General features: G+C 70.5%; 17 protein-coding genes and 1 tRNA gene. 11 read left to right on the top strand and 7 right to left on the bottom strand.

Annotation, left to right across the window (positions count from 1 at the left end; translation table 11 throughout):
• The first annotated feature begins 42 nt into the window (after positions 1-42).
• Together DAI20_RS13760 and DAI20_RS13755 are read left to right on the top strand one after the other, a co-directional pair.
• Complete coding sequence (locus DAI20_RS13760; protein WP_108251836.1) at positions 43-1,413, top strand: MoxR family ATPase; 1,371 nt, start codon at positions 43-45, stop codon at positions 1,411-1,413.
• Positions 1,406-3,484 (top strand): vWA domain-containing protein, encoded by a 2,079-nt coding sequence (locus tag DAI20_RS13755; protein WP_108251834.1) that lies wholly within the window; start codon positions 1,406-1,408, stop codon positions 3,482-3,484. The genes DAI20_RS13760 and DAI20_RS13755 overlap by 8 nt, the downstream gene beginning before the upstream one ends.
• A 75-nt stretch (positions 3,485-3,559) precedes the next feature.
• Here the strand turns inward: DAI20_RS13755 and DAI20_RS13750 are convergent, their stop codons facing one another.
• The 3 genes from DAI20_RS13750 to DAI20_RS13740 form a co-directional block, all read right to left on the bottom strand.
• Positions 3,560-4,309 carry an SCO1664 family protein gene (locus DAI20_RS13750; protein WP_205781468.1) on the bottom strand — a complete coding sequence of 250 codons (750 nt, stop codon included), beginning with the start codon at positions 4,307-4,309 and terminating at the stop codon, positions 3,560-3,562.
• 77 nt (positions 4,310-4,386) lie between these two features.
• Positions 4,387-4,953, bottom strand: coding sequence for a DUF3090 domain-containing protein (locus DAI20_RS13745; protein ID WP_108251830.1), 567 nt, complete (start codon positions 4,951-4,953; stop codon positions 4,387-4,389).
• Positions 4,954-4,962: 9 nt separating this feature from the next.
• Complete coding sequence (locus DAI20_RS13740) at positions 4,963-5,670, bottom strand: histidine phosphatase family protein (RefSeq protein WP_108251828.1); 708 nt, start codon at positions 5,668-5,670, stop codon at positions 4,963-4,965.
• Between the two features lie 164 nt (positions 5,671-5,834).
• On the opposite strand from DAI20_RS13740, the gene DAI20_RS13735 reads away from it, so the two are divergent.
• Positions 5,835-6,233, top strand: coding sequence for a (R)-mandelonitrile lyase (locus DAI20_RS13735; RefSeq protein ID WP_240606084.1), 399 nt, complete (start codon positions 5,835-5,837; stop codon positions 6,231-6,233).
• A 38-nt stretch (positions 6,234-6,271) separates the two neighbouring features.
• Here the strand turns inward: DAI20_RS13735 and DAI20_RS13730 are convergent, their stop codons facing one another.
• Both DAI20_RS13730 and DAI20_RS13725 read right to left on the bottom strand, forming a co-directional pair.
• Complete coding sequence (locus DAI20_RS13730; protein ID WP_108251824.1) at positions 6,272-7,996, bottom strand: SidA/IucD/PvdA family monooxygenase; 1,725 nt, start codon at positions 7,994-7,996, stop codon at positions 6,272-6,274.
• A gap of 75 nt (positions 7,997-8,071) precedes the next feature.
• Entirely contained in the window at positions 8,072-8,911 is an 840-nt protein-coding gene (locus DAI20_RS13725; protein ID WP_108251822.1) for a helix-turn-helix transcriptional regulator, read from the bottom strand.
• Positions 8,912-9,003: 92 nt separating this feature from the next.
• On the opposite strand from DAI20_RS13725, the gene hxlB reads away from it, so the two are divergent.
• Entirely contained in the window at positions 9,004-9,585 is a 582-nt protein-coding gene (hxlB, locus tag DAI20_RS13720; RefSeq protein ID WP_108251820.1) for a 6-phospho-3-hexuloisomerase, read from the top strand.
• A 56-nt stretch (positions 9,586-9,641) separates the two neighbouring features.
• Positions 9,642-10,265, top strand: a complete 624-nt coding sequence (gene hxlA, locus DAI20_RS13715) for a 3-hexulose-6-phosphate synthase (protein WP_108251818.1) — start codon at positions 9,642-9,644, stop codon at positions 10,263-10,265.
• Between the two features lie 363 nt (positions 10,266-10,628).
• On the opposite strand, the gene DAI20_RS13710 is transcribed toward hxlA, so the two are convergent.
• Positions 10,629-10,713 (bottom strand) — tRNA-Leu (locus DAI20_RS13710).
• A gap of 134 nt (positions 10,714-10,847) precedes the next feature.
• Here DAI20_RS13710 and DAI20_RS13705 point away from each other — a divergent pair.
• From DAI20_RS13705 to DAI20_RS13690, 4 genes are all read left to right on the top strand, one after another.
• The gene (locus DAI20_RS13705; protein ID WP_108251816.1) at positions 10,848-12,161 is read left to right on the top strand and encodes a M20/M25/M40 family metallo-hydrolase; all 1,314 of its coding nucleotides are present in this window, start codon (positions 10,848-10,850) and stop codon (positions 12,159-12,161) included.
• Between the two features lie 33 nt (positions 12,162-12,194).
• Positions 12,195-13,022, top strand: a complete 828-nt coding sequence (locus DAI20_RS13700) for an undecaprenyl-diphosphate phosphatase (protein ID WP_108251814.1) — start codon at positions 12,195-12,197, stop codon at positions 13,020-13,022.
• Between the two features lie 9 nt (positions 13,023-13,031).
• Positions 13,032-14,378: a cysteine--1-D-myo-inosityl 2-amino-2-deoxy-alpha-D-glucopyranoside ligase gene (gene mshC / locus DAI20_RS13695; RefSeq protein WP_108251812.1), complete on the top strand. Its 1,347-nt coding sequence runs from the start codon at positions 13,032-13,034 to the stop codon at positions 14,376-14,378.
• A 244-nt stretch (positions 14,379-14,622) separates the two neighbouring features.
• The gene (locus tag DAI20_RS13690) at positions 14,623-16,083 is read left to right on the top strand and encodes an HNH endonuclease signature motif containing protein (RefSeq protein ID WP_159085065.1); all 1,461 of its coding nucleotides are present in this window, start codon (positions 14,623-14,625) and stop codon (positions 16,081-16,083) included.
• A gap of 347 nt (positions 16,084-16,430) precedes the next feature.
• On the opposite strand, the gene DAI20_RS13685 is transcribed toward DAI20_RS13690, so the two are convergent.
• Complete coding sequence (locus DAI20_RS13685) at positions 16,431-17,381, bottom strand: PAC2 family protein (RefSeq protein ID WP_108251808.1); 951 nt, start codon at positions 17,379-17,381, stop codon at positions 16,431-16,433.
• A 91-nt stretch (positions 17,382-17,472) separates the two neighbouring features.
• On the opposite strand from DAI20_RS13685, the gene DAI20_RS13680 reads away from it, so the two are divergent.
• On the top strand, positions 17,473-18,132 hold the full coding sequence (locus DAI20_RS13680) for an HAD family hydrolase (RefSeq protein ID WP_240606083.1): 660 nt from the start codon (positions 17,473-17,475) through the stop codon (positions 18,130-18,132).
• Positions 18,129-19,187: a tRNA (adenine-N1)-methyltransferase gene (locus tag DAI20_RS13675; protein ID WP_108251806.1), complete on the top strand. Its 1,059-nt coding sequence runs from the start codon at positions 18,129-18,131 to the stop codon at positions 19,185-19,187. The genes DAI20_RS13680 and DAI20_RS13675 overlap by 4 nt, the downstream gene beginning before the upstream one ends.
• Positions 19,188-19,212 lie beyond the last annotated feature (25 nt).

The raw sequence follows: 19,212 nt of genomic DNA, 5'->3' as shown, positions 1-19,212 counted from the left end.
ACGGCGACGCGGACTAACATCGCTGAGGTGATGCGCCCAGCTATGGCAACCGTCGGCGAACTCCGGGCCTCTGGCCACGTTCAGAAGAGCCTCCGCGCCGAGATCCGCGACAACCTCCTCTCCGCCCTCCGCGACGGCCGAGACCCGTGGCCGGGGCTGCACGGCTTCGAGTCCACCGTCATCCCGCAGCTCGAGCGGGCCCTGATCGCCGGGCATGACATCGTGCTGCTCGGCGAGCGCGGCCAGGGCAAGACCCGGCTGCTGCGCACGCTGCTCGGCCTGCTCGACGAGTGGTCCCCCGTCATCGCGGGCTCGGAGCTGGGCGAGCATCCCTTCGAGCCCATCACGACGGCCAGCATCCGCCGCGCCGAGGAGTTGGGCGACGCCCTGCCGATCGACTGGCGCCACCGCGACGCCCGGTACTCGGAGAAGCTCGCCACGCCGGACACGAGCGTCGCCGACCTCATCGGTGACGTCGACCCGATGAAGGTGGCCGAGGGGCGCAGCCTCGGCGACCCCGAGACCATTCACTTCGGGCTCATCCCGCGCAGTCACCGCGGCATCGTGGCCATCAACGAGCTGCCCGACCTCGCAGAGCGCATCCAGGTCGCCATGCTCAACGTGATGGAGGAGCGCGACATCCAGATCCGCGGCTACGTGCTGCGCCTCCCGCTCGACGTGCTCGTCGTGGCGAGCGCCAACCCCGAGGACTACACCAACCGCGGGCGCATCATCACCCCGCTGAAGGACCGGTTCGGCGCCGAGATCCGCACGCACTACCCAACGGAGCTCGTCGACGAGGTCGCGATCATCCGCCAGGAGGCGGACCTCGTCGCGGAGGTGCCGGACCACCTCGTCGAGATCCTGGCCCGCTTCACCCGGGCGCTGCGCGAGTCCGCCGCCGTCGACCAGCGCAGCGGCGTGAGCGCGCGCTTCGCCATCGCGGGCGCCGAGACGATCGCCGCGGCGGCCATCCACCGTGCGACCCGCCAGGGCGAGGATCACGCCGTCGCCCGTCCCGTCGACCTGGAGACCGCGGTCGACGTGCTCGGCGGCAAGATCGAGTTCGAGTCGGGCGAGGAGGGCCGCGAGGACGAGATCCTCGATCACCTGCTCCGCACCGCGACCGCCGAGACCGTGCGCGCCCACTTCCGCGGCATCGACTTCGGCGTGCTCGTCGAGGCCATCGAGAGCGGGGTCATGGTCACGACCGGCGAGCAGGTCACCGCCCGCGACTTCCTGGCCGGGCTGCCGGCGCTCGGCGAGTCCGACCTGTACGACCGCATCTGCGACGCCCTCGGTGCCCGGAACGACGGTCAGCGGGCCGGCGCCATCGAGCTGGCCCTCGAGGGCCTCTACCTCATGCGCAAGATCAGCAAGGAGAGCGGCGGGGGCGAAACCATCTATGGCTAGAGCCAACCGCCGGCTCACCCGCGCGGCCCGCTACGGCAGGTACACCGGCGGGCCGGATCCGCTCGCTCCGCCCGTCGACCTGTCCGAGGCGCTCGACGCCATCGGCGAGGACGTGATGGCCGGCTACTCGCCCGAGCGGGCGATGCGCGAGTTCCTGCGCCGGGGCGGCCGCGACCAGTCGGGCCTGGACGATCTCGCGCGCCGGGTGGCCGAGCGCCGGCGCGAGCTGACCCGCAAGCACAACCTCGACGGCACGCTGAAGGAGATCACGGAGCTCCTCGAGAAGGCGGTCCGGGCCGAGCGCGGGCAGCTGGCCCGGGACGTGGACATGGACGACGGCGACCGCATGCTGGCGGAGATGCAGCTCGCCAACCTGCCCGCCTCCCCGGCGGCGGCGGTCAGCGAGCTGAGCGGATATGACTGGCGCAGCCGCGAGGCCCGCGAGAACTACGAGAAGATCAAGGACCTGCTGGGCCGGGAGATGCTCGACCAGCGCTTCGCCGGCATGAAGCAGGCGCTCGAGAGCGCGACGGACGCCGACCGGGCCGCCATCAATGACATGCTCGGCGACCTCAACGAGCTGCTCGAGGCGCACAGGCGCGGCGAGGACAGCCAGGAGCAGTTCGACGAGTTCATGGACAAGCACGGCCACTTCTTCCCGGAGGGGCCGCTGAACATCGACGAGCTGCTCGACTCGCTCGCCCAGCGCGCCGCGGCCGCCCAACGGATGCGCAACTCGATGACGCAGGAGCAGCGCGACGAGCTCGACGCGCTCGCGCAGCAGGCCTTCGGGTCGCCGGAGCTCATGCAGTCCCTCGCTCAGCTCGACGGGAACCTGCGGTCGCTGCGCCCGGGCGAGAACTGGGGTGGCTCGGAGCGCATGGACGGCGGCGAGGGTCTCGGGCTCGGTGACGGCACGGGCGTGTTCCAGGACATCGCCGACCTCGACGAGCTTGCCGACCAGCTTTCCCAGTCGTACAACGGCTCTCAGCTCGACGACCTCGACCTGGACAAGCTGTCCCGCCAGCTCGGTGACGACGCGGCCGTCGACGCCCGCACCCTGCAGCAGCTGGAGCGGGCGCTGCGGGACTCCGGCACGCTGAAGCGCGGCACGGATGGGCAGCTCAAGCTGACCCCGAAGGCCATGCGCCAGCTCGGCAAGGCGCTGCTGCGGGACGTCGCGAAGCGGATGTCGGGGCGGCAGGGCAACCGCGATCTCCGTCAGGCAGGGGCGGCCGGCGAGGGCTCCGGCGCGACCCGCGAGTGGGCCTTCGGGGACACCGAGCCCTGGGACGTGCCGCGCACGATCTCGAACGCCGTGACCCGCAGCGCCGGCGAGGGCCGCCCGCTCGGTGGGGGAGTGCGGATCGAGATCGGCGACGTCGAGGTGCAGGAGACCGAAGCCCGCACCCAGGCCTGCGTCGTGCTGCTCGTGGACACGTCGTTCTCGATGGCGATGGACGGCCGCTGGGTGCCCATGAAGCGCACGGCGCTCGCCCTGCACACGCTCATCAAGAGCCGCTTCCGCGGCGACGATCTGCAGCTCATCGCTTTCGGGCGGCACGCCGAGGTCATGGACATCGAGCAGCTGACCGGCCTCGAGGCGCAGTACGAGAAGGGCACGAACCTCCACCACGCCCTCCTGCTGGCCAACCGCCACTTCCGCAAGCACCCGAGCGCGCAGCCGGTGCTGCTGATCGTCACCGACGGCGAGCCGACCTCCCACCTCGAGACGAGCGGCGAGGTCTTCTTCAGCTATCCGCCGCACCCCGTGACGGTCGCCTACGCGGTGCGGGAGCTCGACAACTCGATGCGGCTGGGCGCGCACACGACGTTCTTCCGGCTCGGCGAGGATCCGGGCCTGGCCCGCTTCATCGACGCCATGGCCAAGCGCGTGGACGGGACCGTGGTCTCGCCCGAGCTGGACGACCTCGGCGCGGCGGTGGTCGGTTCCTACCTCGGGTCACGGCGGGGCGACGACGGCTACGGAGGCTGGGGCGGCCGAGGCTGGGGCGGCGGGGCCGGCGGGCTGGGCGACGGCCTCTACCCGGGCCGCAGCGGCTGGTACTGAGCGGCGGCGATCACCAGGCGACGGCCTCATCCGGGCCGCCGCGGCCGGTTCTCACCGGCCATGATCACCGGTGGGTCAGAACAGCGGCCAGGGCACCGCGGGCATCCCGCCGGAGGGTGCGGGAAAGCGTCTTCTCGACCGGAGCCGGTCGCACCGGGCGGCGAGCGCGGCGATCTCGCCGTCGGTGATCAGGTCGGCCAGTGCCGCGCCCAGGTCGCCGGCGAGCCGAGCCGACACGCGCTCGACGCCGGCGAGCTCCTCCGCGGTCAACTCCTCGCCCAGCCAGCCCCACAGCACCGTGCGCAGCTTGTGCTCGACGTGGAAGGTGAGGCCGTGGTCGACGCCGTGGCGGTGGCCACCGGGCATCGCGAGCACGTGCGCCCCCTTGCGGTCGGCGTTGTTCACGACCACGTCGAACACGGCCATGCGGCGGAGGGCCGCGGAGTCCTCGTGGATGAGGGCGACCGTGCGGTCCTCCTCGTCGCTGCCCTCGAGCACCTGGCGCCAGCCGGCCTCCGGAACCTCGTCGACGAGCACCAGATCCACCGGATCCTGCTCCGGGTCGATCTCCTGCCAGAGCTGCACCATGCCGATGCCGAGCGGTCCCTCCCGCAGCCAGGTGCGGGGCACGATGTCCCAGCCGAAGGCCTCGGAGACGAGGTAGGCCGCGGCCTCGCGACCGGCGAGGGTGCCGTCGGGGAAGTCCCACAGCGGACGCTCGCCTCTGACCGGCTTGTACACCACCGCCACGGCGCCGATGCTGCCGAGGAACGTCGCGTTGGACGCCGTCGTGATTCGACCCCGGAGCTCGAGCTCGCCGCCCATCAGGTCGACGCCGTCCGCGTTGCCACCGGCATCGGCGCCGGAAGCGGCACCGAGGTCGGACGCCGGGTCGGGCTCCATCATCCGAGGTCGCCGGGCTGCGGGCAGACGTGCCCCTCCGGATCCATGGGGTAGCCGCACCGCGGGCAGCTGGGCCGCCCCGCGCCGACCACCTCGAGGGTGCGCTTCGCGAACGCGCGGGCCGTGCCGACCGGGATCCGCACCAGCAGCGCCTCCGGCGGCTCGACCTCGATGGGCTCGGAGTCGAACTCGTCGAGGTCGACGTCGTCCAGGTCGGCCATGGCGTAGGCCTCGATCACGATCTGGGCGGTCGTCGGATCCCAGCCGAGCCCCATGGCCGCCGTGCGAAACTGCGTGTCGAGCGGCTGCTCGAGCGGGTCGTTGTCGACGAGCTCGACGGGCGTCGAGTTCGGCACGCTGAAGGGGTTGCCCTCGGTGGCCCTCAGCTCGTCGAGCACCTCGTCGATCTTCTTGGCGAGCTGGGCGGACTGCTCCTTCTCGAGGGCGACGGTGACGATTCGGGACCGGGTGCGGGCCTGCAGGTAGAACTCGCGGGCCCCCGGTCGCCCCACGGTGCCGACCACGAGTCGATCCGGCCAGGCGAACTCATGGACGATTGTGGGCATGGGGATATTTTAGGAGCCCGGCTCGTCCGGTGCCTGGGCGCCGGCCCCACCGCCCACCGGTGCGTCGCCCTCGGCGGGGCGCGCGCGGAGCCAGGAGAGATCCCCGGAGTCCGTGTTGGTGGCGAGAACGCTCGGCCGGGCGGGTCCGTAGCGGATGATCGAGACCGACGCGGGACCGACGTCGATGCGCTGGAACAGGTCGAGGTGCATCCCGAGCGCGTCGGCCAGGATCGACTTGATGATGTCGCCGTGGCTCACCGCAGCCCACACGGCGCCGGGGCCGTGCTCGGCCTCGAAGGCCGCATCATGGCGGCGGATCGCGGCCACCGACCGCGCCTGCATGGCGGCGAGGGACTCCCCGCCCGGGAACACTGCGGCGGACGGCTGCGTCTGCACGACCGACCAGAGGGCCTCGGAGGCGAGCTCCTTGAGGGTGCGGCCCTGCCACTCGCCGTAGTCGCACTCGGTGATGGCCTTCTCGAGCGGCGTCACCGGCGACCCGGACTGCCGGTCGAGGATCACCCGCGCCGTCTGCCGGCAGCGCTCGAGAGGACTCGAGACGACCCCGACCAGCGGCACCGCGGCCAGGCGCTCCGCGGTGCGCAGCGCCTGCTTCCGGCCGTGCTCGTCGAGCCGGACCCCCGCGGTGCGGCCGGCCAGCACGCCGGAGGCATTGGCGGTGGTGCGGCCGTGCCGCACGAGGAGAACAGTAGCCATGCCGATCAGCCTAGGCAGGCGCGGCGCGCTGCAGAGCCACGGGTACGGCTCGCCGGAACCGCTGGCCGACGAGCCGGGCCTGGACAGGGCGGCGGATCGCCACCAGCATGAGCAGGTACGGCTACCGACCGACTCGATGATGAGAGCGAGAACCGATGGAACGCATGGCCACGGCCCCGACCGGCAAGGCACCCGCCGCGGTATTCACCGGCGACGTGTACATGACCCCGATCACCGTCCCGACGCCACCGTCGCGCCTCTTCGCGAGTCTGGTGCGATTCACGCCCGGCGCGCGCACCCACTGGCACTCGCACGCTGTCGGCCAGACCCTGTACGTCACCGAGGGCGTCGGCATCGTCGGCACCCGCGACGGGGGGTTGATCCGCATCCACCCCGGCGATACCGTCTGGTCGCCCGCAGGTGAGGAGCACTGGCACGGGGCCACCGCGACGAACCTTCTGTGCCACCTCGCGATGCTGGAGTGGAAGGAGGACGGCAGCGATCCCACCACCTGGCTCGAGGCGGTGAGCGAGGACGACTACCGCGCGGCGAACCAGCAGTAGCTCGGGAGGCGATGCCTGCTACTCCGACAGGTCGCAGACTAGGTGGATAGGTCGCGGGCGGGCGGCCGCGGCCCTGCCTCGTTACCGGAAGCTGTCCTGCTACCGGAAGCTGGGGGAGCGTAGCGCCGGGGCAGGATATTGAAGGCGAGCGGCGTCTCCTTCGCCAGGACGAACACCTCGATCGCGTGCTTGAGGAACGACTCGACCGGGGTGATCCCCTGCAGCATCAGGTCGATGTGGAAGTAGACCCACTGCTGCAGCCAGCAGGAATCCTTCGCCCAGATGAACGAGTGGATGATGCTGTTGCTGCTCAGCTGGCGCCGGGCGGCGCGTTCCATCCGGCGTTCGCTCCGCTCCTTCCGCACGCTGAGGTGATAGACAGCCAGGTCTGCCGAGTTGGTCGCCCGCATCGGTCCGAACGTCGTCCACAGAGCCGTCGACGACGCCAGGACCGGCAGAGCCGGCACGATGAAGTGGTTGTACAGCTTCGCGCGGGGGTTGAGGACGAACGGCCGGCCGTCCTTGGTCAGGGTGAGGGTGTCGATCCCGCTCCTGTTCCCGGTCGCCCAGATGACGACGTCGGCCGGAAGGCTGCCGCCGTCCGCGAGCACGACGGTATTCTCGTCGAATCGCACCGGGTTCCCGACGGTGAAGGGAACCTCCCGGAGCTCCCGGCGCTGCGTCGCGCACAGCAGACCGCCGTGGAAGTGCGTGAAGTCCGTGTGCGGCTGCCCCACGGTGTGCAGGTAACCGGACGACCAGTGCAGCACGGCGCCCAGCCGCTGCGAGACGCCGGTGTAGAGAACGGTCGCCAGGTAGGTGATGCCGCGGACACGGTTCATCGGTGATGCGTCGTGCAGCAACGACTCGAACCGGTAGAAGAGGTAGGGCTTCCGCATCACCCATGTGACGTTCTCGTAGCCTGCCCGGCGCAGGCCGAGCACGACGTCGCAGGACGCCTTGCCGCCCCCGATCACGACAACCCGTCGCTCGTTGCGCACGATGTCCTCGAGTTCCGCGGTCGAGAACTCGGTCGTGTGCAGCTGTCTGCCCCGGAACACGTCGGAGCCGGGAAGGTGCGGCACGTTCCCGAAGGCCGCCATCGACGCCCAGATGACCAGGTCGGACGGGTCGGACGTCGAGGTCGTCCCCGTGCGGGTGTCGGTGAGCGTCAGGGAGCCGGTGCGTGCGGACGATCGGTAGTCGAGCGCGTCGACGTTCGTGGAGAACCGGCAGCGCGAGCGCAGGTCGTTGGCGTCAGCGAATCGGTGGATGTAGCGTTCCACCTCCTCGGCCATGACCTTGCCGCCCTGGATGTCCGGGTCGTCGCTGTACGGGAAGCCGTCGAAGGAGGTGACCGTCATGCTGCCGTGGATCTGGAGGCCGTGATAGCGCAGCGCGGGGGACCACGTGCCCCCGAGGTCGTCGTATCGCTCGTACACGTCGACGTTCGTCACCCCGAGCTTCGTGAACCGCTGCAGGCACTGAAGACCGCTCCAACCCGCGCCCACGATCGCGATGCGCAGCTCGCGCGGATCCCGCCGGTACCGAAGGCCGCGTGCCCACAGCCGGCGGATGACGATCCACAGAAGGATCACCGGGGACAGGGCCACCATGACGGCGTAGAACAGCGTCGTGGAGACGGCGACGAGGATCCAGCCGGCGGGGGACCACCACGGGCGTCGCTCGGTGGGGACCCCCAGCTTCGAGTACGGCGTGATGAGGGGCGGCTGTCCGAACAACGGCTCCGTCTCGAGTGCCATCGTCTCCGCCTTCCCGGCCGTAGCTCAGATGCTACAAGCGCGATCCCCTGGGCGATAGGGAGAAGTGAGCGGGTCTCACGTAGACGCGGCTCTGTGCAGCGCCAGCAGCTCCGTGCGGCTGGACACCCCGGTCTTGCGGAGCACGTTCGACACGTGGAACTTCACGGTGTTGGCGCTCACGCCGAGCGCCTCGGCGATCGCGGCGTTCCGCTCCCCGGCGAGCAGCAGCGCCGCCACCTCGCGTTCCCGGGCGCTCAGCTGCACGTCCTCGACGATCGGCTCCGGCGGCAGAGGCGCGTCGAGCGGAATCGTGATCGACAGGTTCGACCCCCAGCCGGCCGTCGACTCGACCTGCAGTACGCCGTTGAGCGACGTCACCCGCTCCATGATCGGGCGGAGCGCGTCGTCGTGCCTGGTCACCTCGCCGCGGCCGTCGTCGCGCATCCGGATGAGGAGGTTCAGCCCGTCGCAGTCCCACTGGATGCGCACGCGTCGCGCCTCGCCCGCGTCGACGAGCGCGAGCACGGCGGTGCGCACGATGGCCCGCGCGGCGTTCGCGACGTCACCGGGCAGCGCGCGCCCGGTGGGCGGCGGCTCGACGAACTGCAGGTCGAGGTCCCCGTACCGCACGAGCGGCCTGAGGTCGGCGGTGAGCCGCGCGAACGCGCCGACGACCGGCTCCACGACCGAGTCGCGGGTCTCCTGGCCCCGCGTCCGCGCGGCGACGAGCGCCGAGGCGGCGGTATCGATCGCGGTGGTGCGGGCCGCGCGGTCGTCGAGGCGCCGTGACCGGAGCACGGCGAGGAGCGACTCGAGCACGACGGCGTGCCGGTCGGCCTGCTCCGCGAGATCCCGCGCGTGCGTTTCGAGGAGGGCCCGCGTCGCGGGAGACGGAATGGGCAGCGGATCGGTCACGAGAGCCCACCCTACCCGCGCGCCACCCCTACCCGGCCGGGTAGGTCGCCTGGTCGATCGGGGCGCGGCGGGCGGCAGGCATCCCGTCGAGGATGGAGCGTGTGACGCATTCCGACAGCCCCCGCACCGCGGACGCCCTTTTCCTCATTCGTGACGAGCTCGACGCGCTGATCGCCGGCGCCGCCGAGCGGGACCTCGATGCGGTGACAGACCTCGTCGGGACCGCGGACCGGGTGTTCGTGCACGGGGCCGGTCGGTCCGGCCTCGCGCTGCGGATGACCGCGATGCGCCTCATGCATCTCGGTCTCGCCGTGCACGTGGTCGGCGACGTGACCACTCCGGCGATCGCCGCCGGCGACGTTCTCCTGACCGCGAGCGGATCCGGCACGACGGCCGGAATCGTCCGCGCCGCCGAGGCGGCCACCGCCGCCGGGGCCCGCGTCACGGCGATCACGACCGCAGGGGACTCGCCGCTCGCGCGGCTGGCGTCGGCCTGCGTCGTGCTGCCCGCGGCCGAGAAGCTCGACCGATCCGGCACCGCGTCCGCGCAGTACGCGGGCGGGCTGTTCGAGCAGGCGGTCGTGCTGCTGGGCGACGCGCTCTTCCACGCGCTGTGGCAGCGCGGCGGGCAGAGCGCGGACGACCTCTGGCCGCGCCACGCGAATCTCGAATGAGCCAGGAATCTCGAATGACCCACGAACCACCAACCCACCGGAAAGACAGGACCATCGTGAAGCTCCAGTTCGCCATTGACGCCCTCAGCACCAAGGACGCCCTCGACCTCGCAGCCCAGGCCGCGCCGCACGTCGACATCCTCGAGCTCGGCACCCCGCTCATCAAGAGCGAGGGCCTCTCGGTCATCACCGCCATGAAGGAGGCGCACCCCGACAAGATCGTGTTCGGCGACCTCAAGACCATGGACGCCGGCGCGCTCGAGGCCGACATCGCCTTCGCCGCGGGCGCAGACCTCGTGACCGTGCTCGGCGTTGCCGACGACTCGACCATCGCGGGCGCCATCTCCGCGGGCAGGAAGCACGGCAAGGGTGTCGTCGTGGACCTCATCGGCGTGAGCGACAAGGTCGCCCGTGCCCGCGAGGTCGTGGCCCTCGGCGCCGAGTTCGTCGAGATGCACTCCGGCCTCGACGAGCAGGCCCTCGAGGGCTACTCGCTCGACGGGCTGCTCCGTGCGGGCGAGGAGGCCGGCGTGCCGTTCTCCGTCGCGGGCGGCGTGAACGCGAGCTCCATCGCGGCCGTGCAGGCGTCGGGCGCCCAGGTCGCCGTCGCGGGCGGCGCCATCTACAGCGCCGACAACCCCGGCGAGGCCGCTCAGGCCCTCCGCGCCGCGATCAACTAGGCGACGTCACTGCGACTGCGACTGCGGCTGCGGCTGCGGCTGCGGCTGCACTCACCCCCGCACCAACTCGCTCCTGCCCAGGCAGGAGGATCCTGCCCAGCTTTTAGCTGCGCACGATCCTTCTGCCTGGGCAGAGGCGTGTGCGGGGCGGCATGGAGGCAGAGAAGCACGACCCTTCTGCCTGGGCAGAGGCATGTGTGGGGCGGCGCGGTGGCGAGGAAGCACGATCGTTCCACCTGGGGCAGAGGCATGTGTGGAGCGGCGCGGAGACAGCACAAGCGGGCAACAAAAAAGGCCAGTTGGCTTCCTACGCCTACCGACCCTCTTGCGGTGATCTCTCACCTTCACTGTCTCAACACAGTGTGTCCGAAGGGGGACTTGAACCCCCACGCCCTATACGGGCACTAGCACCTCAAGCTAGCGCGTCTGCCATTTCCGCCATCCGGACCGATGGGCCTCAAGGACCCAACGACGTACGAGATTAGCACGGAATTCGAGGGCCTCTGAACGCCCGGTCCGCGGCACGGATCCGCGCCTCGCGCCTCCGGTCCCGTCCGCCGCTCCTCGGGTACCGTGAGGGGAATGAGCGCGAATACGGAGCCCGCAGACCTCGACGCCACGGCCGTGATCGCCCGCGATCTCATCCGGTTCGACACCACGAACTACGGCGAGGGCCGCTCCAACGGCGAGACCGAGGCCGCCGAGTACATGGAGGCGCACCTCCGCGCGGCGGGACTCGAGCCGCGGCTCTTCGAGGGCGCGCCGGGCCGCACCAGCGTCGTCGCCCGGGTGAAGGGGCGCGACTCCAGCAAGGGTGCGCTCGTCGTGCACGGGCACCTCGACGTGGTGCCGGCGGACCCCGCGAACTGGAGCGTCGACCCGTTCGGCGGCGTCATCAAGGACGGGCTGCTCTGGGGCCGCGGCGCCGTCGACATGAAGAACATGGACGCCATGATCATGGCGTCGCTGCAGGAGATCCTCGGCTCCGGCCGCGAGCCCGCGCGCGACCTCGTCGTGGCGTTCCTCGCCGACGAGGAGGCGGGCGGCATCGAGGGCTCGCACTACCTCGTGCAGAACCACCCCGAGCTCTTCGAGGGGGCGACCGAGGCCATCAGCGAGGTGGGCGGCTACTCCATCGACCTCGACGGCACCCGCGCCTACCTGCTGCAGACGGGGGAGAAGGCCCTCATCTGGGTCAAGCTCATCGCGCGCGGCACGGCCGGACACGGTTCCCAGATCAACCGCGACAACGCCGTCACCCGGCTTGCGGGCGCGGTCGCGCGGATCGGCAGCCAGGACTGGCCGGTGCACCTCACCGACACGACGAGCGCGCTGCTCGAGCGCGTCGCCGGCATCCTCGGCAAGGACCAGCAGCGCTTCAGCCCGGACGAGATCGCGATCGCCACGGGCACCGCGTCCAAGTTCATCGCGGCGACACTGCGCACCACCACGAACCCGACGCTGCTGCAGGCCGGGTACAAGCACAACGTCATCCCGGACACGGCGGAGGCGCTCGTCGACATCCGCGTGCTGCCCGGTCACGAGGACGAGGTGCTCGAGCGGGTGCGCGAGCTCGCGGGAGAGGGCGTCGAGGTCGTGGTCATGCACCAGGACGTCGGGCTCGAGAACGCGTTCGGCGGGCCGCTCGTGGACGCCATGGTCGACAAGCTGCGCATCCACGACCCGGAGGCGGAGGTGCTGCCGTACCTCCTCTCCGGCGGCACCGACAACAAGGCCCTCAGCCTGCTCGGGATCACGGGTTACGGGTTCGCGCCGCTGCAGCTGCCGACCAGTCTCGACTTCCCGGCGATGTTCCACGGCGTTGACGAGAGGGTGCCGCTCGACGCGTTAGTCTTTGGCAAGCGGGTCCTGACGGACCTGCTCCTGGATTACTGATCGCTCCAGCGGTCACCACAGCTGGAGCGTTAATTGGGTTTCATCGAGGCGATCATCCTCGGCCTGGTACAGGGCCTCACCGAGTTTCTCCCCATCTCTTCGAGCGCGCATCTGCGCATCGTCGGCCTCTTCTTCGAGGGGGCGGAGGACCCGGGCGCGACCTTCACCGCGATCACCCAGCTCGGCACGGAGCTCGCGGTGCTCGTGTTCTTCCGGCACTCGATCGCCCGCATCATCACGCGCTGGTTCCAGTCGCTCCGCGGTTCCGTTCCGCGTAACGACCCGGATGCGCGGATGGGCTGGCTCATCATCCTGGGCAGCCTCCCGATCGCCGTGCTCGGCTACCTGCTGCAGGACACCATCCGCAGCACGTTCCGCTCGCTCTGGCTCATCGCGATCGTGCTGATCGTCTTCGGCATCATTCTCGGCGTCGCGGACTACATGGGCCGCCGCACCCGGGAGCTGAAGGACCTCACCTACGGGCACGGCATCATCTTCGGCTTCGCGCAGGCGCTCGCCCTGATCCCCGGCGTCTCGCGGTCCGGTGCCACAACCACCGCCGGACTCGCCATGGGCTACTCCCGCCCCGCGGCGGCGCAGTACGCGTTCCTCCTCGCCGTTCCGGCCGTCTTCGGCAGCGGGTTCTACGAGCTCCTGGCGAGCTTCGACGAGGCGCCCGGCATCTACGGCGCGGGCGAGACCTTCGTGGCCACCGTCGTCGCGTTCATCGTCGGCCTCGCGGTCATCGCGTTCCTGATGAACTACATCAAGACGAAGAGCTTCGCCCCCTTCGTCGTCTACCGCGTTGTGCTTGGCGTCGTACTGCTCGTGCTGCTTGCCACGGGCGTCATCGCCGGTTAGGAGAACGTCGTGCGTTCCTGGTCGTCCCCATCCGTTCCGGAGCTGCCGGGAACCGGCCCGGTGCCGCGCATCCACGACACCGCATCCCAGGGTCTCGCGAACGCGGTCGGCCACCAGGAGGGGCGCGTCGGCGTCTACGTGTGCGGCATCACGCCGTACGACGCGACGCACATGGGTCACGCGGCGACCTACGTTGCGTTCGACACCCTCCAGCGCGTGTGGCGGGATGCGGGCTTCGAGGTCCGCTACGTGCAGAACGTCACGGATGTCGACGATCCGCTGCTCGAGCGTGCGGACGCGACCGGCGTCGAGTGGCGGGAGCTCGCTGAAGAGCAGACGAACCTGTTCCGCTGGGACATGGAGAGCCTCGGCGTGCTGCCCCCGGATGAGTTCATCGCCGTCAGCGAGGTCATCGACGAGGTCGCCGCCGCCGTGAACACGCTGCTGGAGTCCGGCTTCGCGTACCGTGTCCCGGCGCCGAACGCCATCGAGGACGGCGCGACGGACGTGTACTTCGACGTGCAGCGGGCGGGGGAGCAGACCCCGTGGACGCTGGGCGAGGAGAGCAACTACGACCGCCCCACCATGCTGTCGCTCTTCGCCGAGCGCGGCGGGGATCCCGACCGCGAGGGCAAGCGCAACCCGCTCGACCCGCTGCTCTGGCTCTCCGCGCGCGAGGGCGAGCCCGCCTGGGACACGGCCGTCGGCCGCGGACGACCCGGCTGGCACATCGAGTGCGCCGTGATCGCGCTGCAGCACCTCGACGACGTGACCGTGCAGGGCGGCGGCTCGGACCTCATCTTCCCGCACCACGAGATGTCGGCCGGGCACGCATCCGCCCTGACCGGCAAGGACTTCGCGTGCCTGTATTCTCACGCCGGCATGGTCGCGTACGAGGGCGAGAAGATGAGCAAGTCGCTCGGCAACCTCGTGCTCGTATCAAAGCTCCGCGCGAAGGGCGTCGACCCCCGCGCCATCCGCCTCGCCCTGCTGTCCAACCACTACCGCTCCGACTGGGAATGGACCGCGGAGACCCTCAGCACCGCGGAGCAGCGGTTGCAGCGCTGGCTGCCCCTCGCGGGCGTCGCTGGTGCTGGTGCGGAGGCGGGTGCGGGTGCGGGTGCTCAGGGGGGTGCCGGCGTGAGTGAGCCGGTCGCGGCGACGGATCTGCGGGATCGGGTGCGCGAGCACTTGGCGAACGACCTGGACGCGCCTTCGGCCCTCGTGGCGATCGACGAGTGGGTCGCCAGCCATGCGGGCGCTCAATCCCCGGAGGCGGTGGCCGTGATCAACGCGCTGCTGGGAGTGGACCTCACGGCGGACCCGGACGCCCGCCCGCCGCACCACCACTCCTGACCAGAGGCGACGGCGGTCGCCGACTGCCGCCTGGGGTAACGAGCGGACTCATCCCGATCCCTGAGCTCGTCGAAGGGACGCTAGCGGACGCCTCGGCAACAGGACCTCCTGGTCCCTGACGCGCCGCACGGTCCCTGAGCTCGTCGAAGGGACGCTGACCACTCCGACGAGCGGGCTCACAGAAGTTCTCTACAGGGCCAAAGTTCATTGTCGAAGAAACTTTCGACGTGGTAGAATGTGTGCTATGGGAACCCCGGCAGCGACGCTCCTCCGCACAGCGGACACCGTCGCACGCCTGGGCTCCTCGCCCGCCGGATTCACGCTGCTGCCAAAGCAGGATCTGCTGAACGCGCTGCACGCTATCGCTGACCTGCGACAGTGCTGCGATACTTTCTCGGCCTGGATCGCAGGTGAGCTGAACCGCCGCTCGGTGCCTGACCTCGGTTCGGCTGGCCTGGCGCAGCAGGAGGGCTACCGCACGCCCCAAGCCATGGTGGAAGCCATCACCGGAACGACCAAGGGCGGTGCCGTCTCGATCGTGGAGGTGGGCAAGATGCTCGCCGAGACCGATGCGGTGGAAACCCTGAAGCGCGAGCACCCCGAGTTGCCAGCCCCGCCCACCCCTTGGCAGGCGCCGATCGCGCACGCGGTCACCGACGGACGGATCTCCATCACTCAGGCAGACGCCATCCGCGCCGGTCTCGGCTTGCCTACCGAATCCGTGCCGCCGGTAGCGCTGGCGGAGGCGGCACGAGAACTCATCGAAGACGCGGCGACCCTCACGGCAGGGCAGCTGCACCGCCGAGCACGCCAACTGCGCGACGACCTGGACGACACCGAGGTCGCCAAACGCGAAAAGGCCCAGCTCGAGCAACAGCACCTCAAGGCATGGAAGCGCCCGGACGGCATGGTTGAGGGCAAGTTCCTCTACGCCCCCGAACCCGGCGCGTTCCTCCTCTCCGTCCTCGACGAGCTGACGAACCCGCGTCGCGGGGGCCCACGGTTCGTGAAGGAAGAGGATCGGGCGCGGATCGACGCGATCGTCAACGACCCACGACCGACGGATCGGTTGGCCGCGGACGGGTTCCTGGAACTGCTTCGTATCGGCGCAGACGCCGACCCGGGACAGGTGTACGGGTCCAGGCGACCCGCGGTGAGGGTGATCGTGACCAAGGAGAGCCTCGTTTCCGGCCAGGGCCACGGCTCGATCCAGGACACGGGTGAGGCCGTGAGCATCGCGACCGTCCGCCGAGAGGTCTGCTCCACCGGCACGGTCGCCGTGGTCCTCGACGACGACGGGCAATGCGTCAACGTCGGACGGGAACAGCGGCTCTTCACCGCCCGGCAGCGCACTGGCCTCGCCGTAAGGGATGGCGGGTGCATGTGGCCCGGATGCGACCGACCACCATCCTGGTGCGAGGCCCACCACGTCAACCAGTGGAAGCGGGATCACGGCAAGACCGACATCGCCGACGGGGTCCTGCTCTGCAAGCATCACCACCTGCTCCTGCACAACCACGGCTGGGACATCCGCCGGACCGGTGGGCACTACACACTGCTCCCGCCGAGGTCGATCAGCCCGACCCGCGAACCCCGGCACCTGGCAACGAACAGCCGAGCGGTCCAGGACTGGAACGCCCGCCGACACCGCCTCCGGCCCCGGGACTCTGTCCACTCGCTCGAGCCGACCCCACCCGACGACTGACCTTGCATGCCCTGGTTCGGTGTTCCGTCCCCACGGTCCCTGAGCTTGTCGAAGAGACACGGCGCACCTCACGTCGCTTCGACAAGCTCAGCGACCGTATACGGAACATCAATCCGCATGGGCGGCGGCACCGTTCACATGCCGTCGCTGCTCGCGAAGCCCTTGAGAACGGTCAGCGCGGACCGGCAGCACCCTCTCGGTCCCTGAGTCTGTCGGAGGGACGCGAGGTCGCCCTCGGTCGCTTCGACAAGCTCAGCGACCGTATTCCTCAGCGACCGTATTCCTCAGCGCTCGTGATGGTCAGCGACCGCGATGGGACCGTGCTTCCCAGGGACCGTGCCGCGGGGTCAGTCGCGGGGGCGGCGGGGGTCCTCCGGCGGGCGGCCGTCGGCCTTGCCCTCACGACCCTCTCGACCGTCGCCGCGGCGCAGGTAGCGCTCGAACTCCTGGGCGATCGCCTCGCCGCTCGCCTCGGGCGAGTCGACGGTGTCGCGGGCCTGCTCGAGCTGCTCGATGTAGGCCGCCATCTCCTCATCCTCGCCGGCGAGCGCGTCGATGCCCGCCTCCCAGGCGGCCGCCTCGTCCACCATGTCGCTGCGCGGGATGGTCACGTCGACCATCTCCTCGAGGCGGTCGATGAGGGCGAGCGTCGCCTTCGGGGAGGGCGCGCTGTGCACGTAGTGCGGCACGGACGCCCACACGGACACCGTGGGGATTCCGATCGCGTCGGCGGCCTCCGCGATGACGGAGAGGATGCCGACCGGTCCCTCGTACGTGCTGCGCTCGATGCCCAGCTCCTTGCGCACGGCGGCGCTCTCGCTCGTCGCGAAGACGGAGATGGGGCGGGTGTGCGGAACATCCGCCAGCAGGGCGCCCAGCATCACGATGCCCTGCACGCCGGCCTGTCGGGCGGTGTCGAGGATCTCCGCCGTGAACGCCTTCCAGTTGCGGGACGGCTCCGTGCCGAGCAGCAGGAAGACGTTGCCGCCGTTGTCACCGCTCACCGACAGGTGGGCGTCCTCGGCGAGCGGCGCGCCGGCGCTGCGCGGCTCGCGCGGTCCGTAGATCGTCGCGCCGGGCCACTCGATGAGGCGGTGCCCCTCCTCGTCCTGCACGACCTGCGGCCGGTTGAACTGGAAGTCGAAGTACTCCTGCGGGTCCACCTGGGCGATCGGCACGAGATCGAGCAGCTCCTTGAGGGCGCGCACGGCGCCACTCGCGGCCTCGCCCGCATCGTTCCAGCCTTCGAACGCAACGACGAGCAGTCGTCCGCTCGAGAAGCTCGTGCCATCTGTCACTGAGGCTCCCTCACCTGTGGACCCGGTCGGCCCGCCGTCGACGGGCCCGTGTCAAGGATAGGCGCAGCCCGCGCCGATAGACTCAGACCCCGTGACCATCGAGATCCCCGCTGCCGTCCTCTGGGACATGGACGGAACCATCGTCGACACCGAGCCCTACTGGCAGCAGTGCCAGCAGGACCTCGTCGAGTCCTTCGGGGGAGTGTGGACGAAGGAGGACGGCCTCCGCAACGTCGGCATGGGCCTCTGGGACTCCGCGCGGATGCTGCAGGATGCGGGCGTCGACCTGCCCGCCGACGACATCGTCGCGCGACTCACCGACGAGGTGCTCGAGCTCACCCTCCAGGCGCCGCCGTGGCGTCCGGGCGCGGTCGAGCTGCTGCGCTCCGTGCGCGAGGCCGGCATCCCGACCGCCCTCGTGACCATGTCGATCGAGAAGATGGCGCGCGCCATCGCCGACGCCCTGCCGTTCCCCGCCTTCGACGTCGTCGTCGCCGGCGACCTCGTGACGCACCCCAAGCCGCACCCCGAGGCGTACCTCCTCGCCGCATCCCGGCTCGGCGTTGAGCCGGCGCTGTGCGTCGCGATCGAGGACTCGGCGCCCGGCCTCGCCGCCGCCGTCGCGGCCGGCACCTCGGCCATCGGCGTGCCGCACGTCACCCAGCTGCCCCCGAGCGCCGAGTACACCCTCTGGGACACCCTCGAGCACCGCACCGTCGACGACCTCGTGCTGGTGGTGCAGCCCGCATGACCGACGCGTCCCGCTTCAGCGGCCCCTTCCAGGCGGGCGACCGCGTGCAGCTCACCGGCCCCAAGGGCCGGATGAACACGATCTTCCTCGAGCCCGGCAAGGTGTTCCACACCCACCGCGGCGCCATCGAGCATGACGCGATTATCGGCCTGCCCGACGGCTCCGTCGTGGAGAACGGCGTCGGCGTCGAGCACCTCGCGCTCCGCCCGCTGCTCACCGACATCGTGATGTCGATGCCCCGCGGCGCGGCCATCATCTACCCGAAGGACGCGGCGCAGATCCTCGCGCTTGCCGACGTGTTCCCCGGCGCGACGGTGGCGGAGGCGGGCGTCGGGTCCGGCGCCCTGTCGATGTGGCTCCTGCGCGCGCTCGGGCCCGACGGCCGGCTGCTCTCCTTCGAGCGTCGCGAGGAGTTCGCCGACGTCGCCCGGGGCAACGTGACCAGCTACTTCGGCTCCGAGCCCGAGAACTGGTCGATCACCCTCGGCGACCTCACCGAGGCTCTGCCGACCGTGACCGAGCCGGGCTCCGTCGACCGGGTCGTGCTCGACATGCTCGCGCCCTGGGAGTGCGTCGACGCCGTATCCGAGGCGCTCAAGCCCGGCGGCGTGCTGCTCTGCTACATCGCCACCGTCACCCAGCTCTCCCGCGTGACCGAGGCGATCCGGGCGAGCGGCAACTTCACCAATCCGGACGCCTCCGAGACGATGATTCGCGGCTGGCACGTCGAGGGACTGGCGGTGCGCCCCGACCACCGGATGATCGGCCACACCGGCTTCCTGCTTACCGCGCGCCGGCTCGCCCCCGGCGCCGTGCTGCCGCAGCTCAAGCGGCGCGCATCGAAGTCGGAGTTCTCCGACGAGGACGTCGAGGCGTGGACGCCCGGCGCCCTCGGTGAGCGCAACGTCAGCGACAAGAGCCTCCGCCGCCGCGTGCGTGCGGCGACGGCTGGTGCCGACTACGCCACCCACCGCGGCGAGGACCAGCACGACGGCGAGGACAGCGACGCGGCCGGGGACCCCCGCCCGGAAAGCTCCCCCGAGTCGACCCCGTAAGCGTCGGTCCCGTGGCGCACACCAC

This window comes from Planctomonas deserti (genome assembly GCF_003067705.1).
GTDB classification, from domain to species: Bacteria; Actinomycetota; Actinomycetes; order Actinomycetales; family Microbacteriaceae; genus Planctomonas; species Planctomonas deserti.
Note: the sequence above shows the minus strand (reverse complement) of the source record. Positions and strands in the feature narration are given on the sequence as shown.